Source organism: Exiguobacterium sp. s83 (assembly GCF_018617095.1).
GTDB classification, from domain to species: domain Bacteria; phylum Bacillota; class Bacilli; order Exiguobacteriales; family Exiguobacteriaceae; genus Exiguobacterium; species Exiguobacterium profundum.
Window position 1 is genome coordinate 489,823 of record NZ_JACSJP010000001.1, and the last position, 18,733, is coordinate 508,555.

General features: G+C 47.4%; 24 protein-coding genes. All 24 read left to right on the forward strand.

Annotated features, from left to right (window positions below):
* The first annotated feature begins 30 nt into the window (after nucleotides 1–30).
* Nucleotides 31–810, forward strand: coding sequence for a GTP-sensing pleiotropic transcriptional regulator CodY (codY, locus tag KNO73_RS02495; RefSeq protein WP_074037253.1), 780 nt, complete (start codon nucleotides 31–33; stop codon nucleotides 808–810).
* A gap of 272 nt (nucleotides 811–1,082) precedes the next feature.
* A complete protein-coding gene (gene flgB, locus KNO73_RS02500; RefSeq protein WP_074037939.1) occupies nucleotides 1,083–1,451 on the forward strand; it encodes a flagellar basal body rod protein FlgB in 369 nt (122 codons plus the stop codon).
* 3 nt (nucleotides 1,452–1,454) lie between these two features.
* On the forward strand, nucleotides 1,455–1,883 hold the full coding sequence (gene flgC, locus KNO73_RS02505; RefSeq protein WP_074037252.1) for a flagellar basal body rod protein FlgC: 429 nt from the start codon (nucleotides 1,455–1,457) through the stop codon (nucleotides 1,881–1,883).
* Between the two features lie 13 nt (nucleotides 1,884–1,896).
* Nucleotides 1,897–2,178 (forward strand): flagellar hook-basal body complex protein FliE, encoded by a 282-nt coding sequence (gene fliE, locus KNO73_RS02510; RefSeq protein WP_074037250.1) that lies wholly within the window; start codon nucleotides 1,897–1,899, stop codon nucleotides 2,176–2,178.
* A 22-nt stretch (nucleotides 2,179–2,200) separates the two neighbouring features.
* Nucleotides 2,201–3,772, forward strand: a complete 1,572-nt coding sequence (gene fliF, locus KNO73_RS02515) for a flagellar basal-body MS-ring/collar protein FliF (RefSeq protein WP_078146698.1) — start codon at nucleotides 2,201–2,203, stop codon at nucleotides 3,770–3,772.
* A 5-nt stretch (nucleotides 3,773–3,777) separates the two neighbouring features.
* Nucleotides 3,778–4,785, forward strand: coding sequence for a flagellar motor switch protein FliG (gene fliG / locus KNO73_RS02520; RefSeq protein WP_026826250.1), 1,008 nt, complete (start codon nucleotides 3,778–3,780; stop codon nucleotides 4,783–4,785).
* On the forward strand, nucleotides 4,769–5,494 hold the full coding sequence (locus KNO73_RS02525; RefSeq protein ID WP_078146699.1) for a FliH/SctL family protein: 726 nt from the start codon (nucleotides 4,769–4,771) through the stop codon (nucleotides 5,492–5,494). The genes fliG and KNO73_RS02525 overlap by 17 nt, the downstream gene beginning before the upstream one ends.
* The gene (gene fliI, locus KNO73_RS02530; protein ID WP_078146700.1) at nucleotides 5,481–6,800 is read left to right on the forward strand and encodes a flagellar protein export ATPase FliI; all 1,320 of its coding nucleotides are present in this window, start codon (nucleotides 5,481–5,483) and stop codon (nucleotides 6,798–6,800) included. The genes KNO73_RS02525 and fliI overlap by 14 nt, the downstream gene beginning before the upstream one ends.
* Nucleotides 6,797–7,231 carry a flagellar FliJ family protein gene (locus KNO73_RS02535; RefSeq protein WP_159562090.1) on the forward strand — a complete coding sequence of 145 codons (435 nt, stop codon included), beginning with the start codon at nucleotides 6,797–6,799 and terminating at the stop codon, nucleotides 7,229–7,231. The genes fliI and KNO73_RS02535 overlap by 4 nt, the downstream gene beginning before the upstream one ends.
* Before the next feature lies 1 nt (nucleotide 7,232).
* Nucleotides 7,233–7,799, forward strand: a complete 567-nt coding sequence (locus tag KNO73_RS02540) for a MotE family protein (RefSeq protein WP_214687933.1) — start codon at nucleotides 7,233–7,235, stop codon at nucleotides 7,797–7,799.
* Nucleotides 7,800–7,821: 22 nt separating this feature from the next.
* The gene (locus KNO73_RS02545) at nucleotides 7,822–8,910 is read left to right on the forward strand and encodes a flagellar hook-length control protein FliK (RefSeq protein WP_078146703.1); all 1,089 of its coding nucleotides are present in this window, start codon (nucleotides 7,822–7,824) and stop codon (nucleotides 8,908–8,910) included.
* A complete protein-coding gene (locus KNO73_RS02550) occupies nucleotides 8,882–9,310 on the forward strand; it encodes a flagellar hook capping FlgD N-terminal domain-containing protein (RefSeq protein ID WP_078146704.1) in 429 nt (142 codons plus the stop codon). The genes KNO73_RS02545 and KNO73_RS02550 overlap by 29 nt, the downstream gene beginning before the upstream one ends.
* Before the next feature lie 18 nt (nucleotides 9,311–9,328).
* The gene (flgG, locus tag KNO73_RS02555) at nucleotides 9,329–10,240 is read left to right on the forward strand and encodes a flagellar basal body rod protein FlgG (RefSeq protein WP_215112003.1); all 912 of its coding nucleotides are present in this window, start codon (nucleotides 9,329–9,331) and stop codon (nucleotides 10,238–10,240) included.
* Complete coding sequence (locus KNO73_RS02560) at nucleotides 10,240–10,458, forward strand: flagellar FlbD family protein (protein ID WP_031421671.1); 219 nt, start codon at nucleotides 10,240–10,242, stop codon at nucleotides 10,456–10,458. The genes flgG and KNO73_RS02560 overlap by 1 nt, the downstream gene beginning before the upstream one ends.
* Complete coding sequence (locus tag KNO73_RS02565; protein WP_078146706.1) at nucleotides 10,451–10,903, forward strand: flagellar basal body-associated FliL family protein; 453 nt, start codon at nucleotides 10,451–10,453, stop codon at nucleotides 10,901–10,903. Before KNO73_RS02560 ends, KNO73_RS02565 begins: the two co-directional genes overlap by 8 nt.
* Nucleotides 10,904–10,912: 9 nt before the next feature.
* Nucleotides 10,913–11,902: a flagellar motor switch protein FliM gene (gene fliM / locus KNO73_RS02570; RefSeq protein WP_015881398.1), complete on the forward strand. Its 990-nt coding sequence runs from the start codon at nucleotides 10,913–10,915 to the stop codon at nucleotides 11,900–11,902.
* Nucleotides 11,899–13,023, forward strand: a complete 1,125-nt coding sequence (gene fliY, locus KNO73_RS02575) for a flagellar motor switch phosphatase FliY (protein WP_214757110.1) — start codon at nucleotides 11,899–11,901, stop codon at nucleotides 13,021–13,023. Before fliM ends, fliY begins: the two co-directional genes overlap by 4 nt.
* A gap of 13 nt (nucleotides 13,024–13,036) precedes the next feature.
* Complete coding sequence (locus KNO73_RS02580; protein ID WP_015881400.1) at nucleotides 13,037–13,402, forward strand: response regulator; 366 nt, start codon at nucleotides 13,037–13,039, stop codon at nucleotides 13,400–13,402.
* Complete coding sequence (locus KNO73_RS02585) at nucleotides 13,399–13,893, forward strand: flagellar biosynthetic protein FliO (protein WP_214757109.1); 495 nt, start codon at nucleotides 13,399–13,401, stop codon at nucleotides 13,891–13,893. Before KNO73_RS02580 ends, KNO73_RS02585 begins: the two co-directional genes overlap by 4 nt.
* Complete coding sequence (fliP, locus tag KNO73_RS02590; protein ID WP_015881402.1) at nucleotides 13,890–14,555, forward strand: flagellar type III secretion system pore protein FliP; 666 nt, start codon at nucleotides 13,890–13,892, stop codon at nucleotides 14,553–14,555. Before KNO73_RS02585 ends, fliP begins: the two co-directional genes overlap by 4 nt.
* A gap of 11 nt (nucleotides 14,556–14,566) precedes the next feature.
* Nucleotides 14,567–14,839, forward strand: a complete 273-nt coding sequence (gene fliQ, locus KNO73_RS02595) for a flagellar biosynthesis protein FliQ (RefSeq protein WP_015881403.1) — start codon at nucleotides 14,567–14,569, stop codon at nucleotides 14,837–14,839.
* A complete protein-coding gene (gene fliR / locus KNO73_RS02600; RefSeq protein WP_147537295.1) occupies nucleotides 14,836–15,606 on the forward strand; it encodes a flagellar biosynthetic protein FliR in 771 nt (256 codons plus the stop codon). The genes fliQ and fliR overlap by 4 nt, the downstream gene beginning before the upstream one ends.
* Nucleotides 15,603–16,697, forward strand: coding sequence for a flagellar biosynthesis protein FlhB (gene flhB / locus KNO73_RS02605; RefSeq protein ID WP_214684481.1), 1,095 nt, complete (start codon nucleotides 15,603–15,605; stop codon nucleotides 16,695–16,697). The genes fliR and flhB overlap by 4 nt, the downstream gene beginning before the upstream one ends.
* A 13-nt stretch (nucleotides 16,698–16,710) precedes the next feature.
* Complete coding sequence (flhA, locus tag KNO73_RS02610; RefSeq protein ID WP_256440172.1) at nucleotides 16,711–18,732, forward strand: flagellar biosynthesis protein FlhA; 2,022 nt, start codon at nucleotides 16,711–16,713, stop codon at nucleotides 18,730–18,732.
* The last annotated feature ends 1 nt before the right edge of the window (nucleotide 18,733 follow it).

The window sequence follows — 18,733 nt, forward strand, 5'->3', positions numbered from 1 at the left end:
GTATGCACATACAGGGAGGAAATAGAGAATATGAACTTACTAGAAAAAACACGCCAATTAAACACAATGCTTCAACAAGAGGCAAGTGCGCACGTTGACTTTAAAGAAATGGCGGACAAAATGCGTGAAGTCCTTGAGTCCAACACGTTTATCGTGAGTCGTCGGGGACGACTTCTCGGTTTTGCAATCAAACAACAGATTGAGAATGACCGGATGAAAGCATTCTTAGTCGATCGACAGTTCCCGGAGCCATATGCTTCGAACTTGTTCAATGTGAAAGAAACGACAGCGAACATCGATATCGATAGTGAATATACAGCATTCCCAGTCGAGAACCACGATCTATTCCTCAACTCCATGACGACGATTGTTCCAATCATCGGTGGAGGAGAACGTTTAGGTACGCTCGTACTCGGTCGATTGGCGAATGAATTCACAGAAGATGACCTCGTTCTCGCGGAGTACTCTGCAACTGTAGTTGGAATGGAGATCCTTCGTGAGAAGGCTGCGGAAGCAGAAACGTCGGCACGTAAGAAAGCAGTCGTCCAGATGGCGATTAACTCGTTATCGTATTCAGAGCTTGAGGCAATCGAACATATCTTCGAAGAGCTTGGTGGAAACGAAGGATTGCTAGTTGCTTCCAAAATTGCCGACAGAGTGGGAATCACGCGTTCGGTCATCGTCAACGCACTTCGGAAATTAGAAAGTGCAGGGGTCATTGAATCACGTTCTTTAGGAATGAAAGGAACGTATATCAAGATATTAAATGACAACTTCTTGTTTGAATTGCAAAAACTGAAATCAAACTGAAATACAACTTTCGATGTGTAATTTCCATTGAAAACACTTTTAAAAGGGACTTTATTCCTAAAAAACCGCTTTCCTTGATAAGGAGGCGGTTTTTTTTAGTACAAAAGTAATTATTTTCACCTTTTGACGTGATTTCGACAAAAAGATATTAAGCCATTTACCTATGTTTTAAAAAATATCTTTCAGAACTGTTACAGATTTGTTTCAATGAAATAGTAGATTTTCCAAATGAGGTATATTTAGTAGTCATTATATGAAAGTGAGTGAACGCCGTGAATTGGATTGGTAGTGACTATCAATTACTAAAGCAAGCCATCAACCATTCAGTCCTTAACCAAAAGGTCATCAGTCATAACCTTTCAAACATTGATACGCCGAATTTCAAAGCCAAACAGGCTGTGTTTGAGCAGACGCTTCAGAGTGAGATGCGACTCAAGCTGCAAGGTGGTCGTCCGAGTGACTCGACCCAGTCGAAGGTCATCGATCGTGCTGGTGGCGCCATGAGGAGTGATGGCAACAACGTCGACTTGGATTATGAAATGAGTGAGCTGGCACGAAACCAACTCCAGTATGAGGCGATGATGGAGCAATTGAATCGTAGGCTCGGGGGATTAAAATCTGTTATTCGGGGAGGTCGTTAATCAATGGGAATGTTTGATAGTTTTCATATTTCAGCTTCAGCGTTGACGTCACAACGGCTACGAATGGATACCGTGTCGGCGAACATCGCCAACGCTCAGACGACTCGCGGGAGACTCGTGGACGGAGAGTGGCAACCATACACACGAAAGATGACCGTGTTGCAAGAAGCGCCATTCCGGAAGCAAATGGATGCCGTTAATGGAGGGGTGCAGGTATCTCAAATCATCGAAGACGATGCACCGTATAAATTGGCTTATAACCCGAATCATCCCGATGCGGATGAGCGAGGGTACGTACAAATGCCGAACGTCGATCTCTTGAAAGAAATGGTCGATTTGATGGGTGCGACTCGTTCGTACGAAGCAAACATTGCAGCGATGAACGCCTCGAAGGCGATGCTCGTAAAAGCGATGGAGATTGGTAAAGGATAAGGAGTGTTAACGGATGCAAATTAATCCAATTCAATTGATGAGCCCAGAACTCACGCCATCACTGAATAAAACGAACCCATCTCAATTTGGGTCATACTTGAATGAAGCGATGAACGCATTGAATGAGACACAACAAGCGACTAGTCAAGCCCGTAAAGATTTGGCGGTCGGGAAAGCTGACCTTCATCAGGTGATGATTCAAAGTGAAGAGTCGTCGATTGCGATGCAACTTGCCATCGAGGTGAGGAACAAGGCTGTTGAGGCCTATCAAGAAATGATGCGAATGCAAGTTTAATTGTAGAGGATGACAAGTTGCGATGAATGAACAATTAAAAGAACGATTCAAATCCATGACCGGTGCATTAAAGGCGATGCCAGCGAAACGTAAACTCGTATGGGGCATCTCGATCGCGGTCATACTAATCGCGGCCCTCGTACTCACATTCTTCCTTTCAAGGCCAAACATGGCACCTCTCTATACAAACTTGTCTGCTCAAGAAGCGGGCGAAGTGACAGAGAAGTTGACAGCAGACGGGGTACAGTCGGAAATCAAGGCGACTTCGAACGGTGTGAGCGTGTATGTGCCGACTGAAATGGTCGATCAGTTGAAAGTGAGTTTGGCTGCTGCCGGGATTCCAAAGTCCGGCTCGATTGATTATAGTTTCTTCAGCGAAAACGCAGGGTTCGGAACGACAGACCGTGAGATGGCTGTCATCGAACGTAGTGCGATGCAGACGGAGCTAGAGCGACTCATCACACAGATTGAAGGAATCAATCAAGCGAAAGTCATCATCTCACTTCCTGAGAAGTCTGTCTTCTTGGCAGAAGATCAAGGTGAGCCTACCGCGTCCATCGTCTTGAACATCGGAGCGGGGACGAATTTAGAACCAAACACAGTAAAAGGTCTCTATCATTTGATTAGTAAGAGTGTCCCGAACTTGAAACCGGAAAACATTTCAATTATGGACCAATACTTCACGTATTATGATCTCGACCAGACTGTTGTTGCTGGAGGTTCCTCGTCAGATCCATTGGCGTTGAAGCGACAAGTCGAAAAAGACGTACGTCAACAAATCCAACAGATGCTCTCGGTTCTACTCGGCGAACGGAGCGTACTCGTTTCCGTCACAGCAGACATCGACACGACACAAACGGCTGAAGAACAGAATCTTGTCACACCGGTCGATGAAGAAAACATGGAAGGCATCGTCACGTCTGCCGAGCGGATTGCTGAAGCATACACTGGCGGAACAGGTACGGCGACAGAAGCGACGGGAACTGGTGAGAACGACACAATCAACTTCCCGGCAGCGACTGGCGATGGCACAGAAGAAAGTGAAAAGAATCATGAAATCATCAATTACGAGGTCAACCGCATCACGAAGCAGATTCAAAACGCACCATATACGATTCGTGACCTCGGAGTCCAACTCATCGTTGAACCACCAGATGGCGCAACAAGTATCGATCCGCAGTTAGAAGGCGACCTCGAGACGATGATGTATTCCATTATTCGGACGTCGTTAGCGAAGACGGATGAAGCCATCACGGATGCTGAACTCGAACAGAAAGTTGTCGTCGTGTCGAGACCGTTCGCTGAAGTGGAAGAGGTTGCAGCAACAGAGCAACCGACACCTTGGTGGATGTATGCGGCAGCGGCGGGTGCAGTCGTAATTCTTGCCTTGATCTTCTTCGCGATGCGTAGACGGAAGCAAGAGGTTGTGGAAGAGACGAACGAATGGGAAGTTCCATATGAAGATGAAGTACCTGACCTAGACCTCGAAGAGCGAGGCGAAGGTGCAGTGAAGAAGAAACAGTTAGAAAAATTAGCTGAAAGTAATCCAGAAGAGTTTGCTAAACTGCTTCGTACTTGGATGTCTGAGGAGTGAGTAACGTGAACTATGCAAAACAATCGAATCGCGAAAAAGCAGCGATGCTCATGATTTCCCTGGGACCTGAAGTGGCAGCGAACGTCTACAAACATCTTTCAGAAGAAGAGATGGAACAACTGACGCTTCAAATTTCAGCGTTAAAAAAAGTGTCCCCGGAAGAAAAGGATAGTATTCTCGGTGAGTTCCATGAACTCGCCATGGCACAAAGTTATATCACTCAGGGTGGAATCGGGTTTGCGAAAACTGTCCTTGAAAAAGCAGTTGGTGAAGACAAGGCGATGGCATTGATTCATCGTCTGACTTCCACCTTACAGGTCAGACCGTTCGAGTTTGCACGAAAAGCAGACCCGAAACAGTTATTGAACTTTATTCAAAACGAGCATCCTCAGACGATTGCGTTAATCTTAGCGCATTTAGAACCGGTCAAGTCAGGGCAGATCCTGTCGGAACTTCCACCTGAGATTCAATCGGAAGTCGCGAAACGGATTGCGACGATGGATCGACTCAATCCAGACGTCATCCATGAGGTGGAGCAGATTCTAGAAAAGAACTTGTCACAGACAGATATGCAAGATTATGCCCAGTCGGGTGGAATCGAGGCGGTCGTCGAAGTCTTGAACGGTGTCGACCGGACGACGGAACGCACCATCCTCGATGCGCTCGAAATCGAAGATCCAGAACTCGCAGAAGAAATCAAGAAGCGAATGTTCGTCTTCGAAGATATCGTCACGCTCGACTCTCGTGCGATTCAACGAATCATTCGCGAAGTGGCGAACGACGACTTGTTGCTTGCACTCAAGGTCTCTTCAGAAGAAGTCAAACAAATCATCTTCAAGAACATGTCTCAACGTATGGTTGAAACGTTCAAAGAAGATATGGAATTCATGGGGCCGGTGCGGTTGCGTGACGTCGAAGAGGCACAGAGTCGAATCGTCGGAATCATTCGTCGTCTAGAGGACGTCGGTGAGATTGTAATCAGTCGAGGTGGAGGAGATGACATCGTTGTCTAATGTAATTAAACGCCAACGTGCAACATCGAATACCCCGCAACGAATTGAATCGAAGCGATTAGAGACACCCGTTATAGAACCGAATGACGGAATCGATCATGGGGATGTCATCCAATCACGCTATGAGAAGTTGAAGCAGGACGAAGAAGCGTTCCAACAGTTTCAGCAGACGGAAGTCGAACAGTTGGAGCGGTTGAAGCAACAAGTGTTTGAAGAAGCGCGTTCAGAAGGATACCAAGAAGGTCTCCTTCAAGGTAGGCAGGATGGATTGGCTGAATTTGAAGAGATCACGACGCGTTTGAATTCCATTTCGACCGAACTCGAACTCTTATTTGAAGAAAAGTGGAGGCGAGCGGAAGAACAACTCATTGAATTGGCCGTTACAGTCAGTGCACACGTGACGACAGACCTTGTCCGAAAAGATGAAGAACTGTTTGCGACGATGATTCGTGATCAGATGTCACACATGATCGATGCCGAAGCACTTACAATCTTTGTTCATCCGACACGTCTTGCCTCGATTCAGCGATTCGAAGCGATGTGGCGGACAGTAGAGACACCTCCTCTGAAATATCGAGGGGACGGATCATTGGATGAGACAGCAGTTCGAATCGAGTCGCCACATCGTGGCAATGAAGTCGATTTGACATATAGTTTCGAACGGATCCAAGCCAAAATCGAGGAGGTTCTAGCGGATGGCGCTTATTGAGCAGGTTCTCGGCTCGATTAAACAGTCTACAGACGGCGAGTTCACACGAAAAATCGGTCGAGTTTGTCGAGTCATCGGCTTGATGATTGAGTCGAACGGACCGAGTGCGTTTGTCGGAGAGCGCTGTTTGATTGTCCTTCCTTCGAATGAAACAGTCGAAGCTGAGGTCGTCGGATTCAATGAAGAGCGCGTCCTTCTCATGCCATACGGTGAAACCACACAAATCGCGCCTGGCTGTCTAGTCAAAGGAACGGGGAAAATGCTTCAAGTTCCTGTAGGGGAAGAGTTGATTGGTCAAGTGCTCGATGGTTTAGGGCGTCCCCTGTCAGGTGAACGACTTGTGACCGGTAAGCGTTATGATGTTCAACGCAAACCCCCTAACCCGTTGAATCGACCGAGGATTTTGGATGCACTGTCGACCGGTGTCCGGATGATCGATGGGCTGTTGACTGTAGGTAAAGGGCAACGGGTCGGTTTGTTCGCCGGCTCCGGTGTCGGGAAGTCGACCTTGCTCGGAATGATTGCCAAACGTTCTTCAGCCGACATTAACGTCATCGCCTTGATTGGAGAACGGGGCCGGGAAGTAAAAGAGTTCATCGAAAAGGAGCTCGGACCAGAAGGCATGGCTCGTTCCGTCGTGATTGTAGCGACAAGCGACCAACCCCCGCTTGTTCGGTTGAAGGGAGCTTACACGGCGACCGCGATTGCCGAGTACTTCCGGGACCAAGGGAAAGAAGTGGTCTTGATGATGGACTCGGTGACACGATTTGCGATGGCGCAGCGTGAAATTGGTCTCGCGACGGGCGAACCTCCGACATCGAAAGGGTACACCCCGTCCGTATTCGCCATGTTGCCTCAACTACTAGAGCGAAGCGGGACAGCGGCATCAGGGTCGATCACTGCGTTCTATACGGTCCTCGTCGACGGAGATGATATGAATGAACCGATTGCCGATGCGGTGCGTGGGATTTTAGACGGACACTTCGTCATGGACCGGGCGCTCGCAAACCGTGGGCAATTCCCGGCAATCCATGTACTGAAATCAATCAGCCGGGTCATGAACCAAATCGCTTCTCCGGCACATAAGGAGGCGGCCCAAACGTTCCGCAGCTGGCTTGCGACCTATATCGATGCGGAAGATTTAATCAATATCGGAGCGTATAAAAAAGGCACCAATCCTGCGATTGATACTGCCGTGGATAAATATCCATACTTGTTGACGTTTTTAAAACAATCGATTGAAGAAGATGCTGCTTTCGAACAGACGATGACCCACTTGTCACATATCGCACGAGGTGAATCATGAACAGACTCATATTAGAACGAATCATGCCGATTGCGGAACATGAAAAAGAAGATGCCGCCATAGAAGTCAGAGGATTTAAGGCAAGACTTGAGACAGAGATGGAGAAGCTATATGACCTTCTTCTCATGTATGAGTCGCTCATCAAACACCAAGACGAACAATCTGGAAACATCGACCTTCTCATGTCGCAGTATCGAGAAAAGACGCGAGAGCAAGTGAAACGTCAAATCGAAACGCAACAGCTCGTCGTACAACAGGCCCGCAATCGCTATCATGCGTCGCAAGAACGATTGCTCGGTAAAGTGGTGGAAGAAAAGAAATACGTGACGCTACATGAAAAGGTCAGCATGCAAGAGATGACGGTAGCTAAACTTACAGAGCAACAAATGATGGATGAACTTGCTGTGATTCATCATGGGAAAGGGAAGTAGCATGGCAAAAGAGAACAATAAACGAGGCAAGCAAATGATCGTGGCGTTAGTCCTCATTCCAGCAATCTTCATCCTAGTCGGTGGGATCGTCGTCATGAACTATGCGATGGACCGTCCGCTCTTATCCGTTCCCTTATTGGAAGTGAACGAGGACGAGAAAACGGAAGAATCAAAAAAAACGGAGACGCAGGTGAATGTGACGGGAATCGATTCGGACGCAGCGAACCGATTAAAAGCGGCGAACAGTGAGATTGAAAAACTTCGCAACGAAAATGTGGAATTGACGAACGAAGTAAAGGCTAGACAAGAAGAAATCACCGATTTGATTCGTGAACGAGATCGACTCGTCTCGGAACTAGAGGCAGCGTCAAAAGAAGAGGAATCATCATCTGACGTCGCTAGCGTCTATGAAGAAATGTCAGCCAAACAGGCGGCAGCCATTATGGGTGAACTCGAAAGCCCTCAAGTTGCTGAACTGTTGAAGGAACTATCACCTAAGCAACAGGCAGACATCTTAGGACGAATGAATGCACAACAGGCTGCGGTTGTGACGCAGCTTCTCCAATGAACACAAGAAGGGAGGGCCAACATTGAATATCGCTTTATTGACGCAAGCCATTCAAGGATCGATGGCTCGTACTGGAACAGTGGAGGGAGAATCACAGGGAGCAGGTGGATTTTTAAGCCTCCTTTCTGCGATGCTTGCCCCAATGCAAGGCTCAGGGGAGCAGGCAGAACTTCCTCAACTTGAAGAAGGTGTGCTTCCTGAAGGATCAGTCGATTTGGAAAAAGTGGCACAGGAACTCGAAACATGGTTTCAAAAGCCTGATACATTGAAGTGGCTAAAATCACTGCCACAAGATGCGTATCGGACGTTTATGGATGCATATGTAAGTTTACTCGGTCAATTGTCTAATCCTTCGCCTGAGACTGAAATCCCGTCTTCGGTTTTACCGGCGATTGTACAGACGACGACTACGCCGAAAGTCCATACTACGAAGCAAACAGAGGGAAATACTCAGACGACCAACATTGCACTGACTCAACAAGTTCCAAACCAAGAACTTGCCAAACAGGTTCAAACGATGCAACGGATCATCACACAGTATAAAGGACCAATCGAAGGTACATTGAAAGAAGTTCCCGTCTTGCCAAATGTTGAAACCTTAAAAATCGCAAAACCTGCGCTACAGCCAAATAACGTAGACTGGATGCCGAAAGGGATGAACTGGTCAAGACCACAGATTGACGTGGACACGGTCATGTATGCCTCAAAAGGATCCCTTCCTGAAAATTTACAAGCTCGGATTGAAGCGGCTCTTCAAAAGGCACCGTTCAAAAGTGGGGCGGACGGTTCAAAAGTATTCACCGTACGATTATATCCGGAGCAGTTAGGGGAACTCGTCGTTAAGCTAGAGCGGAAGAATGGAGAACTTGTCGTCAAGATGTTTGCCAGCAATCAAGAGGCGAAACAACTGATTCAATCGCAAGTTCAACAGTTGCAACAAACGTTGACACCCCATTCGCAAAACGTTCGGGTCGAGGTCAACTTGACACAACAGGCACTCGATTCTAAAGCAGCCTTGTCAGACGGTTCCGAGCAATCGGAACAAGAACAACCACAAGAACAGCCTAAAGGAGGGTCTGAAGATGACGAGCATTCAACCGAAGACGAATGATTATACATTGCCAGATCAGTCGCTCCCAAAAGCGACAAATCAATACGATAAAGACATGTTTATGAAGTTGCTTCTCGCTCAAATCGCGAACCAGGATCCGATGTCACCTATGGAAGATAAAGAATTCATCGCACAGATGGCACAGTTCTCATCGCTCGAACAAATGCAAGCCATCTCAAAACAACTTGACTCAGTTCTCGTCGACCGTCACATGTCGTCGATTTCTGAATACAGTAGCATGATTGGGAAAACGATCGACTTCACATCGGAAACGAGTGAAGAGACGACGAAAGGGTCGGGTCGAGTCGTTTCCATTTCTCGTAACGACTTAACCGGATATATGGCTGATCTTGAAGACGGCACATCTGTCAGCGTGTACGATATCACATCCATCAAATAAGCATAGGAGGAATACATTATGTTAAGAGCAATGTACTCAGGAATCAGTGGATTGAAGAACTTCCAATCAAAGCTAGACGTCGTCGGGAACAACATCGCCAACGTCAACACGTTCGGTTATAAAAAAGGTCGCGTCACGTTCAAAGACCTCGTCAGTCAACAAGTCGGGAGTGCGTCCGCTGGGAATGCGACAACGGGTGGTATTAACCCGAAGGAAGTCGGTCTCGGGGGTACGATGGCGACGGTCGATAACGTCTATAACCAGGGTGCCATGCAAAACACAGGACGCGCCCTCGATGTTGGGATTTCAGGGGAAGGTTTTTATGCGACGATGGTCAATGGTCAACTCCAATACACGCGCGCTGGGAACTTTTATACGGACAACCAAGGTAACTTGGTGACGGGCGACGGGACGTATCTTGTTGGGTCACTCACTAGTACGTTGCCAGTTGCTGCAGGAGTAACAGCGACCCCAGCTGAAACAGATTTCACAGGTCCAACAGCAAATTTAGATCATTATGCGGCAACTGATACGTCAGCGAAAACAAATCGTTACGGACGAATTAAAATCCCAACAGATGCAAAATCGCTCTCAATTAGTAAAGACGGGCAAGTCAGTTTTGTAGCATCTGACGGTGAGCTTCGCATCGCTGGTTACATCGTCACGTCGAATTTCTCGAACAACGCCGGGTTATCAAAAGTCGGAGCCAACAACTTCGTACAATCGCAAAACTCCGGTGTTCCACAGTTTGGCGTACCTGGTTCTGACGGTCGTGGAGAACTCGTCTCAGGCGCACTTGAAATGTCAAACGTTGACCTTTCGGAAGAGTTCACTGAAATGATCGTGGCACAGCGTGGATTCCAGGCGAACACACGAATTATCACAACATCGGACGAGATCCTTCAAGAACTCGTTAACCTGAAACGCTGATGATTCGCGTCACGGCATTTCGCGGTGAGGAGTTCGTGCTGAACGCTTTGCTCATCGAAACGGTGAAGGCAGAGCCCGACACGATCATCCAATTGTTTAATGGCAAAACGTATCTCGTAAAAGAAACGAAAGATCAAATCATTGAACGAACTGAAGCCTTTTACCGCTCAATCGGTTTAGTCGGAACGATGTTCACAAGAGGTGAAGAAGATGAGTGAAGAAGAAAATAAAAAAGGTGGCGGCCTAAAGGTCGTAATCATCCTGCTTGTCGTCCTGCTCGTCATGGGCGGTGCCGGATTCATGACGTACAAATATGTCTTCGGTGATAACGTCACTGCTAAAACGAAACCGGTCACAGCTGAAGAGTTGGCAGAACGGAGTTTCATGACCGATGATATGACGACGAACATTCAAGACGAGCGTTTCATCAACGTTCAATTTACGATCGTCACAGATTCGGCTGAAACGAAAGAGAATTTAGAACTACGTAAATTCCAAGTGCACAATGTCATTTTAGGTGACTTATCCGGGATGACGAAAGCCCAATTGGCAACAAAAGAGGATATGCAAAAGTTCGAACAAACATTACGAGAACAACTTAACGGACTGCTTGAAGAAGGTGAAGTCCAACGCGTCTATATGACGAAGAAAATTATTCAGTGAGGTGGCATCATGGGAGAAGTACTGTCTCAACAAGAAATTGATGCCTTACTATCTGCATTAAGCAGTGGGGATGTCGAAGCAGACTCCTTTCTCGCGCAAGAGGAAGAGAAGAAAGTTCGACAATACGACTTCAAGCGAGCCGTTCGATTTTCTAAAGACCAAATTCGTAGCTTAACTCGGATTCACGAGCATTTCACACGGATGCTCACGACATTTTTCTCGGCCCAACTTCGCACGTACGTTCAGTTTTCGGTCAACTCGGTCGAACAATTACCGTACGATGAATTCATTCATTCCATTCCGAGCATGACGATGATCAACTTGATTGAGGCGCCACCGTTAAACGGGCGATTCATCATCGAGGTCAATCCGAACATCTCGTACGCGATGTTAGACCGATTACTCGGTGGTCCCGGTGTCGAGATGGATAAAATCGAATCGTTCACCGAAATCGAGATGCGGATCTTGACGCAATTGTACAAACGGGCGTTTTCGACATATGGGGATGCTTGGGAATCGATTGCTGAGATTAAAGCAGAAATGTCAGCCGTGGAAGTGAATCCGCAGTTCCTGCAACTCGTCTCACCAAACGAAACGGTCGTCTTGATTTCAATCGGTGTGACAATCGGTGAAGTGAGCGGAACGATTAACGTCTGTCTGCCATTCGTCACAATCGAACCGGTATTGTCCAAGCTATCGAGTCATTACTGGATGCAGGAAGCGAATCGACGCAATGCGAGTCAATCGAGTAAGGAACCGCTTAAAGCCCAATTGATGAACTCGACGGTCGAGGTCGTATCCTTACTCGGTGAGACGACGATCACATTTGGAGATTTGTTGCATCTAGAAGTCGGAGATTGTTTGGCACTCGATCAATTAGCAAAAGAACCCCTGTCCGTCATGGTGGGGGAAAATAAAGTATTTAAAGGGCAAGTCGGTGTGAGCGGGAAGCGAATGGCGGTTCAAGTGCTTCACCGTGTGAAGGAGGAAGAGCAATGAGTGAGATGCTGTCACAAGATGAAATTGATGCGTTATTACGCGGGACAAGCGACAATACGCCGACGCCAGAAGTCGATGCGAAAGAAGAACATTTAGATTCGATGGAGAGCGATGCACTCGGAGAAATTGGGAATATTTCATTCGGGAACTCGGCAACGGCCTTGTCAACATTACTACAACAAAAAGTTGAAATCACTACACCGGTTGTCAGTGAAGTGAGAATTGAAGCGTTACGCGAACGCTATCCCACTCCTCATGTGGCGCTTCGAGTAGGCTACACAGAAGGAATCCAAGGGGAGAACGTCCTCGTCTTGACTCGCGAAGATGCGGCCATCATCTCTGACCTCATGTTAGGCGGGACCGGAGAGAATGTTGATCCGGAGAGCCTTGATGAGATTCGGTTGTCGGCAGTTCAAGAAGCAATGAACCAAATGATGGGGGCGGCCGCAACGTCTTTATCGACGGTATTTTCGAAGAAGATTGACATCTCGCCACCGCTTGTCGAAGTGTTCGATGCGACGAAGAACCAAACCATCATCGATCGCCTTGAACTTTGGGAGACGATGGTACTCATCGAGTTCAATCTCAAAGTAGGTACGTTGATTGATTCAACAATCGTTCAGATCGCACCGATTCAATTTGGAAAGCAATTGGTCGATGAGTTGATGAAAGCTACAGGGGAAGCCCAGGCAGCACCGGAACCGGTGAAAGCGCAAGCGGAAGCGCCAAAACCACAACCGCAAGCCCAACAACAAGCGCAACCAGTCACCCCGCAACCAAGTAAACAAAAATCGATGCCGGAAGTGGCAGTTAGCCAAGCGGAATTCATGCCGCTCCAATCACCGGCATCGCAAGAAGCGGCCCCGGCGAATCTTGGGTTGTTATACGATGTCCCGTTAAACGTGACAGTAGAGTTAGGAAGAACGAAGAAATCCGTTCGGGAAGTACTTGAGTTATCACAGGGCTCCATCATCGAACTCGACAAACTAGCGGGTGAGCCGGTAGACATTTATGTCAACCAACAGCGAATCGCTAGAGGAGAAGTCGTTGTCATTGAAGAAAACTTTGGGGTACGTGTAACAGAAATTATTCAACCGCATGAGCGGATCGGAATCGTTTAAGGAGGAATTTAGAATGAGTGCAAAAGTATTAGTAGTGGATGACGCAGCGTTCATGCGTATGATGATCAAGGACATTTTGACAAAGAATGGATATGACGTAGTAGGTGAGGCAGAAAACGGCGCGGACGCTGTCGCGAAATACCGTGAACTCACACCGGATCTCGTCACACTTGATATCACGATGCCTGAGATGGATGGACTCGCAGCATTGAAAGAAATTCGTAGCTTCGACTCGAATGCGAAAATCATCATGTGTTCAGCGATGGGACAACAAGCGATGGTCATCGATGCCATTCAAGCTGGAGCAAAAGACTTCATCGTCAAGCCTTTCAATGCAGAACGTGTCATCGAAGCAGTTTCTAAAACGGTCGCACAATGAAGAAATGGTGGTTGATTATTCTCCTCGTGGTCGGGCTCTCTGCTCCGGCCACGGTTGAGGCCGCCACCGTAGACCAACAATTCGAGCAACAACAGACAGATGAACAGGAAAGTAACGTTCCAACGACAGCGTCAACCATTGGCAATGGCGTGAAAGTCGTGTTGAGTCTCGTGGTCGTGGTCGGCGGATTTATCGTCTTGATGCGTTGGCTCAGTTCTAAAACACAAGGCGTGAAAGCGACTCAACATATGAAACATCTCGGAGGCGTCCCGCTCGGAAAAGACCGTTCAGTCCAGCTCGTGAAGCTCGGTGACCAAGTGTATGTACTCGGTGTCGGCGATTCGATTCAACTGATCGATCGACTCGATGCGGACACGATCGAGGAAGAGCAAACGGAATCCTTGTCACTCCGAACGTCAAATTCGAATGCATTTTTAGACACCTTTAAGAAACAACTCGCTCAGCTAGAAGAAGTGAGGAAGAAATCATGACGACGTTTGAGCAATTGATCAATTTAGAAACACCGGACAGTACGTCGACATCCATCAAGCTTTTGATTTTGTTGACATTGCTGACGCTCGCACCATCCTTTTTAATCTTGATGACTTGCTTTACTCGGGTCGTGGTCGTCTTGTCATTCATTCGACCGGCACTCGGTACACAGCAAACGCCACCGAACCAATTGATTGTCGGATTGGCACTATTCATCACACTGTTCGTCATGTCTCCGGTTCTCTCGGATTTGAACGAGAACGCATTGAAACCGTACCTCGATGACAAGATCTCACAAGATGAGGCGTTCGATGAGGCAAGTGGGACGATGAAGGAGTTTATGTCGAAATATACAAGACAAGAAGATTTACAACTGTTCTTAAAGTATGGGAACTACGAGCAGCCGGAGACACTTGATGATGTGCCGCTCCTCGCTTTGGTGCCTGCTTACGCGATCAGTGAGTTGAAGACCGCTTTCCAAATCGGCTTCATGATTTTCTTACCGTTTTTGATCATTGATATGGTAGTCGCAAGTGTCCTCATGTCGATGGGGATGATGATGCTTCCACCGGTCATGATTGCACTGCCGTTTAAATTATTGTTGTTTGTATTGGTCGATGGCTGGCACTTGATTGTGGAATCATTGCTTAGAAGTATGTAGGGGGAACGGACATGACACAAGAAATGGTCATCTATTTGGCGACAGAGAGTGTGTGGACCTTATTAAAAATATCAATGCCACTTCTGCTCATCTCACTGATCGTCGGTCTCGTGATCTCGATTTTACAGGCCACGACTCAAATTCAAGAACAAACGCTATCGTTCGTTCCGAAAATTATTTCGGTCTTCATCGGTCTCGTCATCTTTGGACCGTGGATGCTTCAACAGATTGAAGGATTCACGCGTTTGATCTTTGAGTTGATGGTTGAGGTTGCATCGAAATGAATGCGGTCGACTTCATCAGTATGTATGGGTTAACGTTCGCACGACTGTCTGGCTTTTTTGTCAGTGTCCCGTTGTTCTCGACGAGACAATTACCGGTCATGCACCGCGTCGGATTCAGTGCGTTTTTAGCGTATTACGCGATGTTCACACTGACCGAGCCAATCCAGATGACGAATGCGTTCGTCCTGCAAGTCGTCTATGAAGTCATGATCGGACTTTTACTTGGACTGTTAATCAACATCCTATTTTTTGCACCACAAATTGCCGGTGGGGTCATTGATTTACAGCTCGGATTAGCGATGGCTTCGGCATATGATCCGATGTTTGGCGGTCAATCGCCATTGATTGGACGATTTTATTATATTTTTACGCTGTTCATTTTGTTAACGAGCAACCTGCATCTTCTGCTGATTGATGGCATTTATTATAGCTTTCAAATCTATCCGCCTGGTCAACCGATGATCAACTTTACCGAAGCCTCTTTGATGATGGCCGTGAAAGTCGTCACCATGACCATGATGGTCGCGTTGCAATTGGCGTTGCCGATGATGGCTTCCTTGCTCCTTGTTGACTTAGCTCTCGGATTTTTAGCGAAGTCAGCGCCACAGTTCAATATCTTTGCCATCGGATTTTCATTTAAACTCATCGCCGGCTTTGCCGTCATGGTTTTATTGATGGGACTGACATTGACAGGGATCAGTCAGTTCATCCCGCTATTACAAGAAGTGATGCACGACTTTATGCTCATATTAGGAGACGCCTCATGAAGAAGCCTCTATATCCTTTATCGGTCAATCTACAGTTTTTTGCAGGCGAAAAGACAGAAAAAGCGACGCCGCGTAAACGGGAAGACTCCCGAAAGAAGGGGCAAGTCGCCAAATCAGCCGATTTGACTGGAGCGTTCGCACTTTTTGCGATGTTTCTCATGTTATCTTTTTTCGGTCCCGTGATTGGGCAGCAATTGCTTTCTTTAATCAGCGATTTACTCAGCCCAGAGTATTTATTGTTTAACGTGACGGGCGGCATGTCGGATATGGTCGTCGACTTAATGCTCCGTGTCGGTTTGATTTTGGCTCCGTTCTTTGTCGTTGCCGTCGTGTTTGGGATTCTCATCAATTACCTACAAATCGGAACGTTATTTTCTTTAGAAGCCATTCAACCAAAGCTTGAGCGGATCGACCCGATCAAGGGGGTCAAACGCATCGTCAGTATGAAAGCGGTCGTCGAATTTTTAAAGTCCTTATTCAAATTGTTAATCATCCTGACAACCGCTGTCGCTGTCCTTTGGAAAAATCAGAAAGAACTGTCTCGGATGGCCGTCGAACAAGTTCGTGAATCGATTGTCGCACTCGCGAGTATCACGATTGAACTCGGTCTTTGGGTAAGTGTCGCCTTGCTCGCACTTGCACTACTCGATTTATTCTACCAACGATTTGATTTCGAGAAATCGATCCGAATGTCTAAGCAAGATATAAAAGATGAGTACAAAAATACGGAAGGTGACCCACTCATCAAATCTAAAATCAAACAGCAACAACGGGAAATGGCGATGCGACGGATGATGCAAGAGATACCGAATGCCGATGTCGTCATCACGAACCCGACCCATTACGCGGTCGTCATTCGATATGATGACACGAAAGATTTTGCGCCGCTCGTGGTCGCCAAAGGGGTCGACCGGGTCGCCTTTCATATTCGAGATGTCGCAAAAGAACATGACGTGGCCATTGTTGAAAATAAACCACTCGCGCGCGCGCTCTATGCGCAAATCGACATCGGTGAAGTGGTAGACGAATCGTTTTATCAAGCCATTGCGGAAGTACTGGCATTCGTCTATCAAATGAAGCAACCGTCTTGAGGAGGAGTATGTGTTGGCAGTAAAAGCGAAAGACTTTGCAATTTTGATTGGTGTGTTGATGATTGTCATCATGCTGATCATCCCGCTACCGGGGTTTTTATTAGACTTTTTAATCATCGTAAATATTTTGATCGCCATCATGATTCTACTTGTGGCGATGAATGCCCGGGAAGCACTTGACTTCTCCGTATTCCCTTCTCTCTTATTGATTGTGACGTTGTTTCGTCTTGGTTTGAACGTATCGACGACCCGTTCGATTCTATCTAAAGGTTATGGTGGGGAAGTCATCGAGACGTTCGGTGATTTCGTCATCGGTGGAAATGTCCTTGTCGGATTTGTCGTCTTTCTGATTCTTGTCATCATTCAATTCGTCGTCATCACGAAAGGAGCAGAGCGTGTATCGGAAGTATCTGCTCGCTTCACACTCGATGCGATGCCGGGGAAACAGATGGCCATCGATGCCGATTTGAACTCTGGTTTAATTGACGATAAGGAAGCCCAGATGCGTCGCCGTAAAATTCAAAGCGAGGCGGACTTCTATGGATCAATGGACGGGGCATCGAAGTTCGTTAAAGGAGATGCCATCGCTGGTATTATCATCGTTACGATCAACTTGATCTTCGGGATTATCATCGGTGTCGTTCAAATGGGATTACCAGTTGGAGAAGCGTTCCAAACGTTCTCACTCATGACAATCGGGGATGGCTTGGTCAGTCAAATCCCAGCACTTTTGATTTCGACCGCGACCGGGATTATCGTGACCCGTGCCGTCTCGGATGGAAACTTAGGGGAAGACGTAATCGACCAGCTCGGTCAAAACCCATCACTCCTTTATATCGCCGGGTCGATTGTCTTCATGCTTGGTTTTGTATCACCGCCCCTACTTCCTGTGACGATGATCATTGCCGGAACGGCATTCTTCGGCGCCTACACGATGCGTCGAAATATCCGTCAGGCAACGGAAGAGCCGATGCTCGAAGAGGAACCATCGACAGCGCCGACAGAATCAGTCGTCTCGCTGTTGCAGATTGACTCGATTGAATTTGAATTCGGGTATGGCTTGATTCCGCTTGCAGATGAGTCTCAAGGCGGTGACTTGTTAGACCGCGTTGTCATGATTCGTCGTCAACTCGCACTCGAGCTTGGCTTCATCTTACCGACGGTCCGGATTCGCGATCACTTGCAGTTATCACCGAACGCATACCGAATCAAAGTCAAAGGGAACGTCGTTGCAGAGGGAGAGCTATTGCTGGATCATTACTTGGCGATGAGCCCGGGCATCGAAGACCCTGAGGTATATGGAATTGAAACAACGGAACCAGCATTCGGTCTTCCTGCCCTTTGGATTGATGAAGAAACACGAACTCGGGCAGAAATGAGCGGGTATACCGTCGTTGATCCGCCTTCTGTTGTCGCGACTCACTTGACCGAGACGTTGAAGAAACATGCGGCAGATTTACTCGGTCGGGAAGAGACGAAACAACTCGTCGAGCACCTGAAAGAGACGCATCCGGTTCTCGTAGAGGACGTGACGCCGTCAGTCCTTTCGATTGGCGAAATTCAGAAAGTGTTGCGCCACTTACTCCAAGAAAGTGTTTCCATTCGAAATTTGCCGCTTCTGTTTGAGACGATGGCAGACTACGGAAAAGTGACGAAAGATGCGGAAATCTTAGGAGAGTATTGCCGTCAAGGCTTGTCCCGTCAATTGACCGATCAAGTCAAACCACCTGAAGGTCCCCTTTACGTCGTGACACTCGGCGGACAGACGGAACAGACGGTGCAAGATGCGGTTCAGAAAACGGAGTTCGGGAACTATTTGGCGCTCGACCCAGAGCAAGCTCGAGAGATTATCGAGCGCACTGGCGAACAACTGTCGATGTTTGAACGATATGGGGCATCGGCTGTGATTTTATGTTCCCCAACGATTCGTCTGTTCGTTCGTCAATTACTCGAACGGTATTATCCAGATGTGCCGGTATTGGCTTATAACGAATTACTCAGTTCCGTCGAAGTGAAAAGTATTGGGGTGATTTAAC